Source organism: Paenibacillus sp. MABNR03 (assembly GCF_050455445.1).
In the GTDB taxonomy this organism is placed as follows: Bacteria; Bacillota; Bacilli; order Paenibacillales; family Paenibacillaceae; genus Paenibacillus; species Paenibacillus xylanilyticus.
Genome location: NZ_JBCIYR010000001.1, coordinates 819,453 through 837,573, shown reverse-complemented (window position 1 = coordinate 837,573; position 18,121 = coordinate 819,453). Strand labels below are relative to the sequence as shown.

At 44.5% G+C, this 18,121-nt stretch carries 13 protein-coding genes; 4 read left to right on the top strand and 9 right to left on the bottom strand.

From position 1 onward, the window contains the following. Nucleotides 1–52: 52 nt before the first annotated feature. From AAIH57_RS03630 to AAIH57_RS03620, 3 genes are all read right to left on the bottom strand, one after another. On the bottom strand, nucleotides 53–916 hold the full coding sequence (locus AAIH57_RS03630; protein WP_175396569.1) for a manganese catalase family protein: 864 nt from the start codon (nucleotides 914–916) through the stop codon (nucleotides 53–55). Between the two features lie 162 nt (nucleotides 917–1,078). Further along, nucleotides 1,079–3,913, bottom strand: a complete 2,835-nt coding sequence (locus AAIH57_RS03625; protein WP_430020571.1) for a glycoside hydrolase family 2 TIM barrel-domain containing protein — start codon at nucleotides 3,911–3,913, stop codon at nucleotides 1,079–1,081. 166 nt (nucleotides 3,914–4,079) lie between these two features. Further along, complete coding sequence (locus AAIH57_RS03620) at nucleotides 4,080–8,141, bottom strand: S-layer homology domain-containing protein (protein WP_430020570.1); 4,062 nt, start codon at nucleotides 8,139–8,141, stop codon at nucleotides 4,080–4,082. Nucleotides 8,142–8,415: 274 nt separating this feature from the next. On the opposite strand from AAIH57_RS03620, the gene AAIH57_RS03615 reads away from it, so the two are divergent. Then, entirely contained in the window at nucleotides 8,416–9,618 is a 1,203-nt protein-coding gene (locus AAIH57_RS03615; protein ID WP_430020569.1) for an MFS transporter, read from the top strand. Then, nucleotides 9,611–10,246, top strand: a complete 636-nt coding sequence (locus tag AAIH57_RS03610) for a TetR/AcrR family transcriptional regulator (protein WP_430020568.1) — start codon at nucleotides 9,611–9,613, stop codon at nucleotides 10,244–10,246. The genes AAIH57_RS03615 and AAIH57_RS03610 overlap by 8 nt, the downstream gene beginning before the upstream one ends. A 113-nt stretch (nucleotides 10,247–10,359) precedes the next feature. Here the strand turns inward: AAIH57_RS03610 and AAIH57_RS03605 are convergent, their stop codons facing one another. Then, complete coding sequence (locus tag AAIH57_RS03605; protein ID WP_430020567.1) at nucleotides 10,360–10,596, bottom strand: DUF3888 domain-containing protein; 237 nt, start codon at nucleotides 10,594–10,596, stop codon at nucleotides 10,360–10,362. Between the two features lie 429 nt (nucleotides 10,597–11,025). On the opposite strand from AAIH57_RS03605, the gene AAIH57_RS03600 reads away from it, so the two are divergent. Then, nucleotides 11,026–12,792 carry a methyl-accepting chemotaxis protein gene (locus AAIH57_RS03600; protein ID WP_430020566.1) on the top strand — a complete coding sequence of 589 codons (1,767 nt, stop codon included), beginning with the start codon at nucleotides 11,026–11,028 and terminating at the stop codon, nucleotides 12,790–12,792. 217 nt (nucleotides 12,793–13,009) lie between these two features. On the opposite strand, the gene AAIH57_RS03595 is transcribed toward AAIH57_RS03600, so the two are convergent. From AAIH57_RS03595 to AAIH57_RS03580, 4 genes are all read right to left on the bottom strand, one after another. Then, the gene (locus AAIH57_RS03595) at nucleotides 13,010–13,636 is read right to left on the bottom strand and encodes an ABC-2 transporter permease (protein ID WP_430020565.1); all 627 of its coding nucleotides are present in this window, start codon (nucleotides 13,634–13,636) and stop codon (nucleotides 13,010–13,012) included. After that, nucleotides 13,629–14,495 (bottom strand): ABC transporter ATP-binding protein, encoded by an 867-nt coding sequence (locus tag AAIH57_RS03590; protein WP_430020564.1) that lies wholly within the window; start codon nucleotides 14,493–14,495, stop codon nucleotides 13,629–13,631. The genes AAIH57_RS03595 and AAIH57_RS03590 overlap by 8 nt, the downstream gene beginning before the upstream one ends. Then, nucleotides 14,492–14,824 carry a GntR family transcriptional regulator gene (locus tag AAIH57_RS03585; RefSeq protein ID WP_430020563.1) on the bottom strand — a complete coding sequence of 111 codons (333 nt, stop codon included), beginning with the start codon at nucleotides 14,822–14,824 and terminating at the stop codon, nucleotides 14,492–14,494. Before AAIH57_RS03585 ends, AAIH57_RS03590 begins: the two co-directional genes overlap by 4 nt. 209 nt (nucleotides 14,825–15,033) lie before the next feature. Next, a complete protein-coding gene (locus tag AAIH57_RS03580) occupies nucleotides 15,034–16,440 on the bottom strand; it encodes a PQQ-binding-like beta-propeller repeat protein (RefSeq protein ID WP_430020562.1) in 1,407 nt (468 codons plus the stop codon). A 251-nt stretch (nucleotides 16,441–16,691) separates the two neighbouring features. On the opposite strand from AAIH57_RS03580, the gene AAIH57_RS03575 reads away from it, so the two are divergent. Next, nucleotides 16,692–17,039 (top strand): AMP-dependent synthetase and ligase, encoded by a 348-nt coding sequence (locus AAIH57_RS03575; RefSeq protein ID WP_175396560.1) that lies wholly within the window; start codon nucleotides 16,692–16,694, stop codon nucleotides 17,037–17,039. Nucleotides 17,040–17,196: 157 nt separating this feature from the next. On the opposite strand, the gene AAIH57_RS03570 is transcribed toward AAIH57_RS03575, so the two are convergent. Further along, a complete protein-coding gene (locus AAIH57_RS03570; RefSeq protein ID WP_175396559.1) occupies nucleotides 17,197–18,051 on the bottom strand; it encodes a manganese catalase family protein in 855 nt (284 codons plus the stop codon). Between the last annotated feature and the right edge of the window lie 70 nt (nucleotides 18,052–18,121).

Genomic DNA, 18,121 nt, shown 5'->3' with positions numbered 1-18,121 from the left:
AATGCCTGCTTCTAGCTCTATGCTATGATCCCAAAACAAAGCAATTAAGAATCTATACCATAGGAGGCAAGCTCGCTCCCGCATTGTCGTTCCTAAGAGCGTACGGCGGAGTATCGTAGATATATGGAGGCGCTGGTGGCAATTTAGGGGCAGCTGCCAGTGGTTGAGGATGCTGTACATATTGAAAAACACCGTGCCCATCCATACTTGGTCCATGTGCCCAGCGACCGGTTGCACTCTCGTCTCCTCGGGAAAAGTTAAACAGCACATAAGATACTTCTTGTTTCTCCAATTCCCTCGGAAAGGTGGTTGGAACAACAATGCCTTCTTTTTCTTCCAATTCCTTAATGGCTGCGATCCATTGATTTTGATGCATGGTGTCTCGAGCGAGCAGCCAGGATAGCATATCTTTGACCCCACGATCATTTGTCATTCCATAAAGTCTGGCAACCTGCAGCCTTCCCTGTGACTCAGCAGCCAGATTATGCCTGAAATCAGCAAGCAGATTGCCGCTGGCAATCGTATACTTTGCATTCCATGGATAACCGTTACTATCCGAGGGAGCTGCTCCCAAGCCAGTAACAATGGCATGTTGAGGGTTACTTCCACCAAGAATTGCATTAATTACGGGATCTTTGGCGGCTTCTTCTAATGTGGCCAAGGGAGCATTATCCAACAATCGCGCAATCATGGTAGCAAGCATCTCGACATGTGCGAGTTCTTCTGTACCCGTATCCATTAGCAAATCTTTGTACTTACCATCCCCGCGCACGTTCCAACCCTGAAACAAATACTGCATCGCTACCGTAATTTCACCAAATTGTCCGCCAAGCACCTCCTGAAGTTTTCTAGCAAATACAGGATCTGGACAATCCGGTTTAGCATGATACTGCAGTTCTTTGATATTAAAAAACAAACCATCACCTCATTCATTCGAATAGCAAATTCTATGTCGAATATTCCTAGAAATTGCTTGTCACAACTAAATATCTTCATGACATCTTATGAGGATCTTTTTTTAAAAAATATTTGGTAATTAAAAAAGACCACCTCATACGGGCGGTCTATCTTCATACTTTCAGTTAAACAGCAACCGAGTCAATTCATTTGCATCAAGCTCACAGGTCGGATTGAAATCATCACTGTCGAGGTATTGCAACAGACTGTAAATAAACTGTCGACCCTCGATCTGAGCGAGAAGTTGATCATAATCCAGTGCCCCTACCAGCACTTTTCCTTTCCCCACTTTGAACTCAAATAACAGACCCAGTTTGTGGTTACGCTCAAAGTTGTCAATAGTCTGGACGATAGGCTGCACATCTCCTGGAAAGTTATCCAAAATGATGGAACGTGAATGGGTAACTATATTCCACCACGGATAGGTAGAGTGTTTCTCACTCGGGAAATGCTGTAGTGCTGCATGCTCATTCTCAATAAGCAAGCCCAGCGTCCCTACCGGAACAGGTTTATTCATGCTTTCGGAAATGGACCGGAACATGGGATAACACCAGAAATCCGTACTGTACAAGCCTTCAATGGAGTTGGCGATCTTATTGAGAGCAGGCAGCAAAAGAATGGACTCTCCCTTTTCCAACTTCTCAAGGGCTTTATCAGTGAGTTCTCTGTATACAGGTGCGTCGGCAAACTGACTATCTTTCTGGTTAGGATAAATCCAGAGGTCGTAGGTTTTATAAATATCCGTTTCCGAAATGGACAGCTTCAATGTCACTTGAGTCATATCTACTACATCAGGTAGCGTTGCTGTAATGCTGCAGAGCATCTGATAAGGTTTCATATGATCCTCGGTAATGAGGTGTTCACCTTCTGATATAACGCGGCTGCCTTGAGTTAAATGCCATTTCAAGCTTTTCCCTTTCAAAGGAACCTGACGGTAATAGCGCAGCTCCACCGATGCACTAAATGCTTCACCTGCCGCATAGTTGTATTTCTCGAATCGAGCCAAAAGTACAGCATCCGAGCAAAACGTTCGCCATTCTTCTGCGCTGATTAGCCCTTTCGAGTCCATAAATGCATCCAGTATGCCGACCAAGGCCGTTCCTTGTCCGCTAAAATCCTGCAAATCCAGCAGTTGGAAGCCTGCAAGCCGCTCGGAACGGAAAGCTGCTTCCAGCTCTTCCTTATAACAAGCTACGGCCAGTTGTCCGGAAGCATGGAAAAATGAGTCCGCTAGATGGCCCATTCCCTTTTCCTGCAAACGTTCTCGGAAAATCTCAAAGTTGTGTGCCTTAATCGAGCCTGTATACTTTTCAATTTCCGCAAAATTCGGATACATGGCATACTGCCCTATCTCATGAGAAACCACAGGAAGATGCGGAATGAGCTCCTTGTCGGTTCCGCCCGCTTTCACCGTTTTGGAAACGGTCCCATATTGGATCTGGATCTCCTGCTCCTCTGCAGCGGAATTCTGAAGGTTACTATGTTCGAGAGGCAGGATATGATCGTCATAATCTTTCATTGTGCCGGGCAGATCTGTCTGAACATGGCCGAGTGGTGCATCACACATTGCATATGAACCCCTGATCAGCCGGTCACGAGAAAAGCGTACACCACTAAAGAAATCTTCTTCTTCCAATATTACCGGAGTAAACTGGAAATTATTGGAGCCTTGAGTGTATAGATGTCGCGAATCATATGCCTTGTACTTTTTCAGAATCGCATTCAGCCTCTCCTTGCTCCCCCATAACTCATTACCCAGTGACATCATGACAAATGAAGGATGATTGCCGAAGGTGCGAAGAATCGCAAGTCCTTCCTCAATCAAGTAATCCTGCTCTGCCTGATTATGGTTCGGGTCTGTCTCGTCTGTGATGGTTCCCCAGAATGGGAGCTCGGGTTCCATATAGATTCCCAGCAGGTCAGCCGCAACAAATGCTGCTTCAGGTGGACAGCAGGTATGGAAACGGTAATGATTAATGCCGTAGGACTTCGAGATGCCGAGGATTCTCACCCATTCATTCACGTCAGTTGGTGCATAGCCAGTTAACGGGAAGATCAACCCGTCATGTTTGCCTCGCAAAAAGGTTGGACGATCGTTGATTGTAAACTTGTCTCCACTCGCCTTGAAATCCCGCAGCCCAATAACGATGTCCCGATCATCGATGATTCTCCCGTTCTCTCCGCGCAACGTGATGGCAATCTTATATAAATGAGGTGCATCGTCACTCCATAAGAGCGCTTCATCACCGAATTCATAAGTGATACTGTTTTCGTTTTTGTCACATGGGTAAATACGCTCTGCAACTTGGTGTTTGTCTGCGGCCGACTCAGAAGTCTGCTCATATATTGCAAAACTCTGCGCGGAAACTGCAATAGCTGTTCCTTGAGTCTCTCCGCTCAGATTCACCGAAAGCGTTATCGATTTATTCATCGCGTTCGGGTAAATTTGCACATCGTCCATACGTGCTTCATTACTGAATTTCAATTCCATTTTACCAGTAATGCCGTTCCAGTTCGTCTGTGTGTCCTTGGAAGTCATGTGTCCACCTTTGGTTGGGTAGCTTGTGTTGTCCACCTTGATTCTAATGGTATGTGTACCAGCAGCGAGTCCTTCCATCAGAACATACTCATGTGGAGTATTGAGACTGTTTCGTGTTCCAAGCGGATGACCATCGATCCAGACTGTGGTGACGCGTGTACGTTCTAGATGCAGACAGCAATGCTTCCCTTCCAACTCCTTGGGAACTTCAAATTCCCGCTCCAGCCAGAGCCAGCCCTCGAAAGCGTGTTCATCTGTGAGTGCTCCAACCTCAGCCACTTCGTTTTTCTTTCCCTTTCCAGCATGAGATGTAGTATTCGGCATGGTAATCGTGTCGTCATAAGGTACCGTGACCCCCAGCTTATCTTCGTCAAGCTGCATTCTCCAGATCCCTTGCAAGTTAATGATGGGCAACATGATTTCAACTCCTACATTATGGGTTAACCGCACTTGTCTTTCATTGTACCAGAGAATGGACTGCCTATCTGTGAAATTTAAATAAGGGGAAGTTCGGTCTATAAAAAAAGAACCTGACCCTCAGGTAAAGAACCTTGCAGGGTCAGGTAGACTATCAACGAAGAATTTAGTTTTGTTCCAGTAGACTTAAGATTAATTTGACCGATTCAGCCCGCGTTGCCGTTTGCAATGGGGCAAATCGATGGCCGCCTACACCTTCAATGAATCCGGCTTCAAGCATGGAAGCCACGTAAGGTGCTGCCCATGCAGGAATCTGATCGAGGTCTTCAAAAGAAAGCGAAGCCATGGGACCTTCAGGTGTGCTGCTTGCACGAGCTATCATGGTCACCATTTCGGCACGGTTCAGTGGTTTATTCGGCTTGAATGAGCCGTCAGTATATCCACTGATAATGCCTTCTGAAGCTGCTGCAACAATGTACGGAGCAGACCAGACTGGAATTTGCTTCGCATCGGTATAGGTTGTTACCGTGCTGCTTGTATTCATTTTCATGGCTCTGCCCAGCATGGTAATGAACTCCGCCCGGGTTACTTTTTGATTCGGACGGAAGGTTCCATCGCCATAGCCTTGTACAAATCCTGCAGCCAGGGCTTGATCGATGAGCGACTTGGCCCAGTGCCCTTCCGTATCTTTCAGCTGAGGTACATTTCCGTTGTTGTTGCCGCCAGTCGTTCCGCTTCCGGGTTGTCCAGGACTGCTGCTATCCGCATTGCCTCCCTGCTCTGTTTCTGGCGGCGTAGTCTCCGAACCTGTGCCGGATGGTGGAGTATTGCTTCCTGACCCGCCACTGTTACCGGAACCACCACCTGATTCAGGATTGGATGTACCAGGTCCGGGGTTCGGCGTTTCGGTATTCGACTTCTTGATCATGCCAAACTGATCAATAATAAAGGGTTTTGCATCATTTTTGTTCTGATCAATCTCATACGTTACAGCTGTAAGCTTGTTCCCGTCGATTGTGATGCCCACAAAGTTCTGAATCTGTCCCCGTTTCGGACGACGATCATCATTCGGGTCTGCTCCATACTGTGCAGCATGGTTTTCTTCTGCCCGTTCGAATAAGCTGTAGTACGCATCGCCAAGAACAGGATCCTGATTTTTATAGTACACTTTCGGTCCGGCTGTTGCCGGGATTAGGTAGATGGTACCATCCGGGTTCACCGTGTATTCAATCTTCTCGCCGTTTAGTGTCTCCGTAATTTTCACGGCTTCCTTGGCTTTCCCGGTCGTGTCGATCGGTTTGGTACGGGCGTAGATATGATCATGCCCCTGCAGCACGAAGTCAATATCCAGTTCTGCCATCAGCGGAGCGATTTTGTTGCGAACTCCGTTCGGTCCGATGATATCCGAGTCTGTCGCATGATTGGAGGTCGTGTATGGACCTTTGTGGATATTGACAATGATCCAATCTGCTCCGTTTTTCCGTGCCTGCTTCACATCATCCTGCAGCCACTGTACCTGTTCGGATGAGAAATTATTGTATTCTTCTGAATCCTCATTCGAATTCAACACCACAAAGTGTGCATTACTGTAATCGTACGAATAATAAGCACCTGTCTCTGTTGCCGAGTTCACTGGTACATCCAGGTTAAAATGGTCGATAAAAGCGTAGTTCTCGTCTTCATGATTACCCGCTGATGGAACGATTGTTGTATTCAAAAGGCTTGATTGAGAATGACCGAGAAGCCAGTCCCATTGCTCCTCTTTTACACCCTTATCAACAATATCTCCATTGTGCACCACAAATTGTGCATTCGGAATGGTAGCAAGTGCTTTGTCCAGTGTCTCGGAGGAAAGGATGGCTTCATCCTCTTCCTTCGCCTGCGTATCTGCCAAGTCAATAAACGTAAAGGCTCCTGACTTCGGCGCTGTACGGAACGTACCCGTCTTGCTCCAAGTGTTGCTGGAAGCGTCACCTACTCTGAAGTAGTATAGCGTGTCCGGCTTCAGATCCGCTGCTTCAGCTTTGTGTACACGTTCAGTTGATGAATTTACAGACAGGCCGGAACGCCCTTCATAAGTAAGTGGGTTGGAGAAGTCAGCGCTATTCGCTGTTGTTTTCTCAACGACCTGTAGATCACTTCCTGTGACTTGGTCAGAAGTATACCATGTAACGCCTTTGCTCGTCGTGGGATCTCCATTAAACGTAACTGTAACCTTACTCACTTGCTCACGGGTTGTGTCAGTATCCTTGGTAATTCCAAATTGGTCTACAACAAAAGGTACTGCATTATCGCGGTTTTGATCAATTTCATAAACGACCGCTGTCAGTTTGCCTCCGTCAACAGTTAATGAGGTAAAGTTTTGTACCTGACCTCTTGCTGTACTAGTTGTCTCTCCATACTTGCGTGCATGATTCTCTTCCGCTCTCTCAAACAGACTAAAGTAAGCATCGCCCAGTTCAGGTTTCGTATTTTTGAAATATACTTTGGCCCCTGCCGTACCTGGGATCATGTAGATTGTACCGTCCGGGTTAACCATATATTCAATGCTTTCCCCGTTTAAGCTTTCCGTGATCTTGGCAGGCTCTTCCGCTTGCCCATTCTGCTTGATCGGTTTGGTTCTGGCGTAGATGTGATCATGTCCTTGAAGCACGAGATCAATGCCAAGCTCGTTCATGAGCGGTGCTATTTGATGTCTAACGCCGTTCTCACCAATAATGTCCTTGTCGGTCGCATGATTGGACGTTGTATATGGTCCTTTGTGAATATTGACGATGATCCACTCAGCTCCAGCAGATTTGGCCTGCTCCACATCCTGCTTCATCCACTCGACTTGATCACTTGAGAAGTTGGCATACTCCGCCGAGTTTTCATTCGAGTTCAAAACGATAAAATGCGCATTGCTATAGTCATATGAGTAGTACGCCCCGGTGACAGTGTCCGCATTCTCCGGTTGCTTTACATTAAAGTGATCATAGAACGCGTAGTTTTTGTTCTCGTGATTGCCCGCGGAAGGTACAATCGTGGTTCTCATCAAGTCGTTTTGTGAATGACCAAGAAGCCAATTCCATTCCTGCTCGGAAGTTCCATTTTCGACAACATCCCCGTTATGAACGACAAACTCCGCATTCGGAACGGTATCTAGTGCCTTCGACAGCGTGGCTGCTGATAAAATGGCCTCTTCCTCATCCTTCGCTTGCGTATCCGTTAAATCAACAAAGGTAAATGCTCCACCCGCTGGAGCTGTTTTAAACTCACCTGTTTCACTCCAAAGCCCAAGCGTATCGTCACCCACACGATAATAGTATGAAGTATCCGCATCAAGGCCCGTAGCTTCTGCTTTGTGAACTCTTTCTCCCGGTGAATTTCTGGAGATGATCGCTTCACCGCTAAAGGATTGCGCCGTGTTGAAATCAGGAGTACCTTCCTGTTTCTTGACGACCTGCACATTACTGTTTGTCGAAGCAAGCGGTGTATACCAAGTAAACCCTTTACTCGATTTGGCGTCACCATAGAACGTAGCTGTTACTTTGCTGATATCGATAGCCGGTGCGTCAGCTAAAGCTTTGAGCTCCATATCGAAGTACAGATCAGAGCTTCCATCGCTTTGCTGATGAACCTCAACTGCAATGATATTCTCCCCATCATGCAGGAGTGTTTGAAGCGGTTCGGTCAGATCCACATCGTTATACATAACAGGCAGATCCATAGAAGATGTTGCTTTGGTAGAATAGCTAATCTCACCATCAGGCATGCCGAACCTGCGCACTTCCGTGCCATTTACATAGAGAACAGCACCGTCGTCAATGCCGAAGGTACCCAGAATTTGACCATAATCTTCAATTTGCTCTTTGTTGACTGTCAGCGTTGTCCGGAAGTATGTAGTGCGGTGTTTCAGACTTTTGTCGCCACCATAGTCCACATCAGTTTGGAGCGGTCCGAAATATGTCGTTGATATGCCGTTGCCGTTATCTTTATAGCCAAAAGGAGCATTGCCTTCCGGCCAGGTTGTATCTTCATAGACAGCCTGCCATACAGACATCAAATCCTGCCCTTGATCAAAATACTTCCAGTTCGAATTTTTACTTAACAAAATGTCCGGTTGAGGCTCATCTGCTGCTTCTGCCTTAACGATCGGCCCTGCTCCTAAACCTCCGAACCATCCTATTACCAGTGCAGTTGATAGCAGAATGGCTACAATCTTTTTGTACAATGGGTTAATCATCATGTTCTCCTCTCATTTGGCAATAATGTAAATCTAGTATGTTTTCATTTAATGATTACTAGATTGCCAGATATATATCATACGAGTGATACATGTTGATTCTTGCATGTTTATGTAAATTACATGTAAATAAAGTCATATCCTGTTTTTCTCATTGGTCTTCGTTCATTGCATTAATGAAAAACTGTTCATTTACAATCCATGCTTTTTGATTTACTATGGTTTACACAAAGTAAATATTTACACGATGTAAACCAAAGGGGGGGGGTCTTCTGTTATGAGCGGCTTGCCGAAGTCAGCTTCATTTCCGCTGTTTATTTTAATGCTGAACTTATTCATTGCTTTGTTGGGTCAAGGCATGGTTATTCCCATTTTGCCTGAATATTTGAAAGAATTTAATGCTGCAGGAGCAGCAGCCGGTTACCTTATTGCTGCTTTCGGAACCGCACAGTTTATTTTTTCACCTATAGGTGGGCAGCTTTCGGACCGATGGGGACGAAAATCAATGATCATTTCCGGCCTTTTTCTAACGGTTATTGCTGATTTGCTGTTTGCCTTATCTACAACCCTACCCCTTCTGTATATTGCACGGTTTATTGGTGGTATCGGAATCGGTTTGATGGTCCCTGCTAACATGGCCTATGTGGCAGACATTACTACACCTGAGACCCGCGCCAAAGGGATGGGCTACCTAGGTGCATCCATGAACCTCGGAATGGTACTCGGTCCGGGACTTGGCGGACTAATTGCAGAACTTGGCATAAGAGCACCTTACTTTTTTGCCGGAGGACTTGGTCTTGTAGCCACACTGCTTAGCCTGTACATGCCAGAAACCCTTCCAAAAGAGAAACGGATACCAGCAAACACTTTGGTTCGTCGTGAGCCGATCCGCAACCAAATCATGAATTCGTTTCGCACGCCCTATTTTCGCTACTTGCTCCTCATCCTGATCATGACATTTGGTCTGATGAATTATGAAACCGTATATGCACTCTTTGTGGAACAAAAATACGGGTTTGATGCCACCAAAATCTCACTCATCATCACGGTAGGCGCAGTGATCGGTATCATTGTGCAGATTTGGCTGCTCGATATTCTCATTAAGAGACTCGGTGAAATGAAACTTATTCGGATATCTCTTATCATGACTGCCGTCGCATTGATCTTGATGATCATCAAGATCAATTTAGTATACTTGTTAATCGTGTCAGCACTGTTTTTTGCCTTTAATGCCTTTTTAAGGCCTACAGTAAGTACGTTGATTGCCAACGCAGCCGGGGATCGGCAAGGATATGCTGCAGGATTGAATACGACATACTCCAGTATAGGTAACATTATCGGTCCGCTTTTTGCCGGGCTGCTGTTTGACAAACACATTCATATTCCTTATATTGTTGGTGCACTCATCCTTGGATCGGCCTTTTTCCTGACTCTGTCGAAAACAAAAAATGTGAAAGAACAGGTAGTCTCCTATGACTGAAAATTGGCACAAAAATTTTAAAAGCAAAAACCGGGAAGCTTTAATTGCAGCAGCCAAAGTACTTTTTATGAAGCAGAGCTTTCTGAATGTGAATATCAAAGATGTATGCAGCGAGGCTGGCATAAGCCGGGTTACTTTCTATAAACATTTTCAATCCATGAACGAGCTGATTCTGGAGGTCCAGGTTGAGATTTTGAAGAATATGACCGGATATGTGAAAAATGCAGCTGCTGCTGACATGAGCGGAAAAGAGATGCTTGCTTCGATGCTTGAAGCTTGGGTACGCTATGCTTCCTTACATCTGGGTTACATCAAATTCGTATTACTATTCGACCTGCATTATGAAGCTTATGATTCAAGTAAAGAGTTGAAAGAACAATACGATCTATTTATTAACCGTGAAAAAGAACAACATTTCCTATTGGATGCGCTGCAGATAGGGTACATGGATGGAACGTTAAAACCCGATCCGGACCCTTTGAATACGGCCCACTTTATCTTTGTATCGATGATGAGTTTGCTGCAGAAAATGAGCCTTGTGTCAGAAGCTGATCAGGAAACAGCTCAGAGTGATCTGAGATTCGCCAAACGATTTGTGGAGATGCTGGTACACCATTTGAGCACCTAAAGAAAGGTCATGGGAATATTCCTTGTAAGCGTGAAAAATTTGCGTTTGCAAAATGGAACAAAGCAAAAAAGACCAAATCCAACCGGGTTTGGTCTCTTGGCGTAGAACCCCTTTCACTTCAAAAGGTTCGAATAGTTCCAGGGAAATGCGTTTTTATCAGGACCTTCTAGATGCTGGTAATGAATCAGCTTTACATTGAATGAAGGAGAAATCTGATATGTGAATATATCTTTACCGACAACAATGTGTGGACCGACAGTAGGATAGGCTTCAAGAGTAATCTGAAAGTTAAATCCGCGAAATCCGCCCACCCTTTCGATATCCAGGAGATCAACATCATATGGATACAAATTAGGAGCAGATGTTAAGACATTTGCATATGCCTTTTCGAGTTTTTTTCCATATGGGAGAGCAATGACAATACGATCATATCCTGCAATTGCAGCTCTCTTGGATCGGTTTGCTGATTATCAGAGGATGGATTAATTGAAGGCATGATTCCAGAAGCAATAATAGTGGATATCATCAAAATCAAGATTAACCTCATGTTGTGACTCCTTCCTCATTTTTTTATAATGTCCCTCATCTTAATGGTTATAATCCCCTGATTCCTTAAACATAATCTAAATTCTGTATTAAGTAATTCTTTTGCTCTTCACTTAGCCATATGTAATATAAATCTAGGTTTGGTCTTCATTTAAGCTTCCAATTTTACGATAAATAATATGGGGTTATACGGATTGCATTGTTGATTTACCACATCCAAGGGGGAACAGAACGTGAAACAGACTCGTAAAAAAAAGAGGGATCTAAGGTTTAAACTGTATTTAATCATTCTGGTTCCACTGCTGGCGATGGGCGGACTAATTATGTGGACCACCATTCACTCTAGTGAGAATGCTTCATTAATGACGAAGCAGCATGACAACCAGCAGTTGGCAGTAAACACCGCTTCACTGCTCGGTCAGGAATCGGAATTAATCAAGACGTTATCCTCTACTGCTTCGGAGGAGGGCAACGAATATAAAAGTCTGAGGGACGAGCTTGTCAAAGTTAGACTTCAATCGGGAGCCCTCTATGTTTATATGTATAACAAAACGTCTGACGGATGGTTCTATACCGTAGATGGAGCAGATTGGGACGATCCGGAGTATAGTCCTTATGGGACTGAAATGGAATTCAACCCCCAGATACAGGAACGCTTGTTAAGCGGCGAGGTTGTAACTACAGGCATTGTAGATGATCCAACCTGGGGACAGCTATTGTCCTCCTTTTCACCAATCAAGGATTCGCAAGGTGCTGTTATTGGCTATCTGGGTATTGATATTTCTGCTGAAGCAGTGAATCAAGTATCCGCGACATCCGTGAATAATGCATTTCGGACGGTTATCCCGATTTTTGTGGTTGTACTGATTCTCTCTCTGATTATGATGCTATTCGTGGTAAGAGGCATTCTCAGACAGGTACGCGATATTAAGTCGAGCCTCGAACAGGTCGCTGATGGAAATCTTAAAGTAGTATCAACACATATTACGAATGATCAGCTCGGTGAAATCAGTGAATTGATTAATGTCATGGTTGCCCAATTGACGAATATTCTTCTGGGTATACAGCAGGGATCCAATACGCTGCAGCTGTCCTCGAAAAATATTGCTGCAACAGCTCAGACGAATCAGCGTCAGACGGAGGAGCTTTCCAGAGCTATTGAGGAAATTGCCATAGGTTCCATGAAACAGGCCGAAGAGACAGAACACTCCGTCCAACATTCAGAGAATCTCGGTAAAATCATGGATGAAGTTGGTTCATATGTTCACCAGTTTACCAATACTTCAGAGCAGCTATCCGCTGTCCAAGTACAAGTTACTCGCGAACATGAGGTTCTGCTTGAGAAAGGCCGGGAAAATGCGAAACGGGTTGAGCATCAGCAGGAAATTTCCAGATCGCTGACGACTCAATCGGAGCTCGCTTCATCCATCAGCGGACAAATTCACAACATTTTGAAACAAACTCAAATCCTATCACTGAATGCTTCAATTGAGGCAGCCAGAGCTGGCGAAGCAGGTAAAGGCTTTGCGGTCGTTGCTGGTGAAATGGGACAGCTTGCCCAGCAATCCGAACAATCCATTCAGGAGATTGATGCGATTCTGGGATCCTTTGTACAAGAGATTCACCGTATGGGCAGTCATTTTGAAGCGAATATGGTGGCAGTTAAGGAACAGGAGAATCAGATTGCTGATTGCCTTCAGGCGTTCAAACAGGTTAGCCGTTTGTCGGCTGAAGTACATGAACTGGCTCAGAAGTTGCAAAGCCGAACTACGAACATGCACTCCATTCGTCAGGAAGTGGAACAACATTTGAGCTACATCGCTTCAGCAACCGAGGAAACTTCAGCAATGGCTGAACAAGTAACGGCCAGTGCTGTGGAACAGCAACGATCTGCCGAAGAGCTATCGAATATCTCCGGGCAGCTCGCCGGACTTGCAGGTGATCTCAAATCATATTCCGATCAATTTCAGATTGAAACCCACAAATCAAATCCATCATGAGAAAGAACCCCGTCATCGATTTAACCAGATGCCGGGGTTCTAATTATGTTTAGGATATTATCATTTCGAAATTCCGATGAATTCCTTCTGGTCAGCATCCATTGTTTCTAAATAATGTACGAATATGCAGCGGGCGATTTTCTGCATTGATTAGCATGAATCGATCCCAACTCCTTGTTTGACTTATGACTTGCAATAAAACTTCCTCTTCCGCATCCTATAAGTCTTTTCTTGAGAATAACCGAATCGTTAATAAATAGGAGGCACAAAACAACAGTATAATTCCGAATGAAATTGCAGTGATAACTCGGCCATTAATCATCCCTTCCTCGTTTACCATACTCATGAATAGAGCAAATGGTTGTGCAAGAACAATAAGCGAGACCATAAATACAGCATTGATAATCCCTGCTCCCTTTTTACTAAGTGCATAAAAAAGCGGCATATAGATGGAGACCAGGACAAGCACCATTCCCACTGATACCATAATGTCCAAAACCGAATAATTCGGTTTATTCAGCTCAGGGAAATTCAAGTCAACCAGCCAATGAATCCCGAACGAAGCGAAAACTCCAAATAACGTAAAAAGAATGGCCGACAAGTACTTGGCTTGCACGATGTTTTTGCGGCTAACCGGCAGGGTGACGAGGAAATTATGGTTATGATTTTTGATATCAATCATGGTCGCAAGGATAATCGAACCGAATGCGGTATAGATCCCGACAAAATACATCGACATTTCACTTTTGGGTATAAAGGCGAGACTAAACACAACAAGATATAGAAGAATCGTCCACAGTGAACTCCTGATTGCTATGAAATCTTTGCGCAGCAAATTAAGCATGTTTGCGTCCTCCCTTGGCTGTAAAATAGATCAGATCTTCCAGGGATGGCCTTTGCAAAAGGGCAAAGCTGCCAAATAACCGTTCTGCTTCCTCCTTATTCCGTGCCAATCCTTCAAAACCGACAGCTGTCTCACGGATTCCGATGAACTGATCTCGGGTATCTGAATCAAGAAGTTCCATGTCACCTTTGACAATCGTATATCTCTCAAGCACGTCATCTTTGGTTTCATTAAATACGAGCTTCCCCTGATTGATGAACGCAATATAGTCTGCGATACGCTCCAGATCCGTCGTGATATGCGTAGAGAAAATAATGGACCTTGTCTCGTCCTGTATCAGATCGGAGAGCAGATCAAGAAGTTCTCTTCTAAATACAGGGTCAAGACCGGATGTCGGCTCATCCATAATGAGGAGCTCCGCGTTGTGAGACAGTGCGATAGCAAGGGAAAATTTGATTTTCATCCCTTTGGACAGATCTTCAATCTTCTTTTTGGGGGACAACTCAAATTGCTCAAGAAAGCTGTTAAATTTCTTTTCGTCCCATCTCTTATAGAATGGTGCTATCATTTTTTTCATTTCCCGAATCGTTAGATGTTCATAGTAAAAGCATTCATCTGACACGATACCAATGCGCTGCTTAATGTTAATTTCCTGTGAGGGCATCTCATTACCCAATGTCTTTATACTCCCGGAATCAGGACGGATTAGACCAATGATCATTTTAATTAGTGTGCTCTTTCCAGCTCCATTTGGTCCTATAAGGCCCGTAATGTACCCTTGTTTGACATTCAGAGATACATTATCCACCTTAAATAAGGGATATGTTTTTGATAGATTTCGCAGTTCAATCGCATTCATTGTGTATTTTCCTCCTCAAACAACAATGTGAAATGATTGATTACCTCTTGCTCCGTCATGCTTAGTTCCTTGCTCTCACGAATAATGTCCAGCATTTTCTCTTCCAGTCGTTTCATGCGCTGTTCCCGAATAAAATCCTGATTGGCACCCGAAACGAAACACCCTTTGCCTACAACGGAATCAATCAGTTTTTCTTTCTCGAGCTCTTCATAGACGCGTTTGGTTGTTATCACGCTAACTTGCAAATCCTTGGCGAGCTGCCGGATTGAGGGAAGACTATCGCCCGCAACCAATTCCCCGCTCAAAATGCTCTGACGAATCTGATTCATAATCTGTATATAGATTGGATCGCTCGAAGCGTTGGATATGAGAATTTTTATGGCCCTTCACCTCATTACTGTTTATTGAGTGCATAGTGTGTATATATAATATATACACTATATACCCATTTCGTCAATCCAAATTTGCCCATTTATTCGAAACATCTGCACAACAAAAAAAGAACGGATAATATCCGTCCTTCCACTCTAATTCACGCTTATTTCAGAGATGCTGGGAGCTTGACTCCGATCAGTTTGTCTTCAGCTTGGATGATGATCATTCCGTTTGTCTTCAACGTTGCTTCGTGCAGATCCGCCCCGGTTTTCACGCTAAAAACCGGCTTGGACGTCAGCATATGAATACCGAGCAGTGTTCCGTTACGCTGCGCACGATAGACCCCTTTTCCATATACACTGACCTGGGACACAGGGGCATCACCGTTCCATTGGACCCCGCTGCCGTTGACCAGTTTAATGCCTGTCAATTCACCTTCCGTTACGTTGCTTCTGTAGATAAGACGTTCCTGTACAATGCCCATCAACTCTCCATCTACCCCGTAAGGACGCTGAAACGTCCGCGAAGGAGCATCACCCGTCTTGTAAGTGTCCAGATTGTATTCCGATATTTGATCGCCTTGTTCAACGTACAGCTTGCCTTCACTTGCTATTACGCTTCCTTGACCTCGATCATATGGTGGGTCACCAGGCATTTTCCAATTAAATTCAAGGGTTCCTTTTATCGCACCCGTCTTGAGGTTATACGCATTTATCTGCAGTTTCCGATCCGGAACGGATTCGTAGTCGGTAAGCAGCGGAGAGTAATAATCAACGGAGTAGACGAGACCGTTTTTAATATGAATGGCCTCTCCCTGACCAAAGTCGCTCCATAGCTTTTTTCCTGTTTTCTTATCATAAGCGTTCAGTTGAACAGAAGTTAGTGCCCCCTGCACAAAAAAAGTTCGCAGCACAACTCCATCCGATTCCTGAAGATAAGCGGTACCATTCCCCTCAGCCATTGCTTCGTCAGCCTTCCAGCGCAGCTTCCCTGTCTTGCGTTCAAAGGCAAACGTAGTACTTCCCTTGATCACGTAAAGTGTATCTGCAGCAGGTACCAACGCCTCTGTACCTTGACGTGTATCAATCCATGTGGATGTGCCCGATTGCCATACGGCCTTTCCTGTCTTGGCATTCACTGCATATGGCTTATGATTGGAAGACAGTCCATACAAAATACCGTCATCATAGACAATTGTGGGCGTCAAACTATTACCGAATGTCCATAGCTGCTTGCCTGTTGCTGCATCCAATGCGATCAGCTTGCTTTTTGAAAAAGCAAATACCTTGCCCTCCTCGGCTACTGCCTGATGTCCCAAAGAGGTCTCATTCATATTCAAATAGTTGTCTACCTTCACTGTCCAGGAAGGCTTTAATTCAGGTACGGTGAAACTCGGATAAGAGTACCAGTTGCGAACGGATACATCTGCTTTCTCCGCGAAAACCTGTGAAGGAAATGCAGCATAGCCCGAGCACACGGTTAGTAATGTGGCTGTTATGCCCGTAAGCGTGCGGCGGATAAGATGGTTCTTTGGTTTTAGAGATCGTGGCTTGGACTGCAAGTGGATCATATAATATTCCTCCCTTTTGGTGAAGTATCTTAGTTCACCCTACTCTCTCTCTAATAGGATGTAAACATTTGGAATGAATTTAGTATACTAGAGGATAAATTTGGGGGCAATTAACAGATTCAATGTTCTTATGGTCATTAAACGTTACAGATGGATAACATATTGCATTCTTTGTAACGGTTTGAATATTTCCATTGACCTCTCTGCATACTACATCAAGTATTCCAAAAGACATTTAGGAGGCCATTCACTTGAATCAATTTTCTCAGACCCAGCAAATCACACAGCTCGCTCAACAGCTCACTCAACAAACTCAACAAGCATCCATGCAATATCAACAGCTTTTGAGACAAGAGCAAAGTAATGCCCAACAGCTTGAACAACTTGCACAACGGGAGCAGCAAGCTGCCCATATAATTCAGACAGCTCTTCAAGGACACCAAACAGCGATCCAGCAACTGCAGCAGATTGCAAATCTTGCACAACAATTGGCTAATACGACTAATCAACATGTATCCTTCTTAGACCAGCCATTTAACAATCCCGTTAATTCTCCTGGACAATCCTTTGGAAACTTTTCTAGCCAGCATCGTCAATAGAGCAATTCAGTACGGAAATACAATGGAGCCCTCGCAGGAGGGCTCCTTTTGTATTTCTATAATCAAACAATCATCAAACGACGTACCAAGATATAAAAAAGAAACCGGATTGTCCAGTTTCTTTTGTTAATCCATATTCACTATTACAGAAGATGGATTATGCATTTAAGTCATATAACCCTGGGCTGTGTTCATTCGGAAGTTCAGGCATGAACGGAAGAGGATGTCCTTGTGGAGGGTCCGTAACTTTGAGTTCACCACCATTGCGACTAGGCGATTGACCACTATAGATTTCAGCAATCCGCGTATTATCCAAACGGAAATTAAATTGAGCATTGTGGAAGCCCAGGTCAATATATTTCTGACATTCCGGATATTTATTGATATCGTAATTCGGAATAGGGAATATTTTACCCCAATTAACCCCAAGTGTCTCCAATGCTTTTGCAAATGCATTTTGATGTGCATTATCACGGACAATCAGGAAACCCAGGGTTTCGCGAAACGCTTTATTCGTACTCATTTCATAAATTCGAGACTTCTGTAAGACACCGGTTGATTCAAGTACAACATTATCAAGCAAATTACTAACCAGGTTGCCATGATCATACACATAATTGCCAAGCCATGGATTGCCGGCAGCATCTACAGGCAGTGAGCTTTGAGCCCCCATAATGTAATGATGCGGATTGGCGTGTTTAATAGCTTCGTCCAGCGGTGCGCCGTCAATGCCGGCATCCCCTGCTCCCTCCGCACCTGCTCCGGTCAACAATTGATTTATCGTTTGCTGTACCAATTCAATGTGGCTTAATTCTTCCAGAAATACACCACGAAGAAGGTCTCTATACTGTGTCGCTTTTCCACGGAAATTACTGCTCTGGAAGAAAAACTGCATCATGGTCCGCATTTCGCCGAATTGGCCCCCAAGGGTTTCCTGCAACACTTTTGCTGCAGCCGGATCAGGCTTATCCGGGACGATCATGTTAATCAGGTCCTCGCGATAAAAAAACATGGTTGTCCTCCATTCAAGTAAATTATAACCCTAGTGTCTGCTTTCTTCCTGGATTTATGTAAATGCTTGA

What these genes read in the sequence shown, in the direction of transcription:
- AAIH57_RS03625 (WP_430020571.1), bottom strand. Translation starts at nt 3,913, where the DNA reads ATGTTGCCCATCATTAACTTGCAAGGGATCTGGAGAATGCAGCTTGAC.
- AAIH57_RS03620 (WP_430020570.1), bottom strand. Translation starts at nt 8,141, where the DNA reads ATGATGATTAACCCATTGTACAAAAAGATTGTAGCCATTCTGCTATCA.
- AAIH57_RS03615 (WP_430020569.1), top strand. Translation starts at nt 8,416, where the DNA reads ATGAGCGGCTTGCCGAAGTCAGCTTCATTTCCGCTGTTTATTTTAATG.
- AAIH57_RS03610 (WP_430020568.1), top strand. Translation starts at nt 9,611, where the DNA reads ATGACTGAAAATTGGCACAAAAATTTTAAAAGCAAAAACCGGGAAGCT.
- AAIH57_RS03595 (WP_430020565.1), bottom strand. Translation starts at nt 13,636, where the DNA reads ATGCTTAATTTGCTGCGCAAAGATTTCATAGCAATCAGGAGTTCACTG.
- AAIH57_RS03590 (WP_430020564.1), bottom strand. Translation starts at nt 14,495, where the DNA reads ATGAATGCGATTGAACTGCGAAATCTATCAAAAACATATCCCTTATTT.
- AAIH57_RS03585 (WP_430020563.1), bottom strand. Translation starts at nt 14,824, where the DNA reads ATGAATCAGATTCGTCAGAGCATTTTGAGCGGGGAATTGGTTGCGGGC.
- AAIH57_RS03580 (WP_430020562.1), bottom strand. Translation starts at nt 16,440, where the DNA reads ATGATCCACTTGCAGTCCAAGCCACGATCTCTAAAACCAAAGAACCAT.
- AAIH57_RS03570 (WP_175396559.1), bottom strand. Translation starts at nt 18,051, where the DNA reads ATGTTTTTTTATCGCGAGGACCTGATTAACATGATCGTCCCGGATAAG.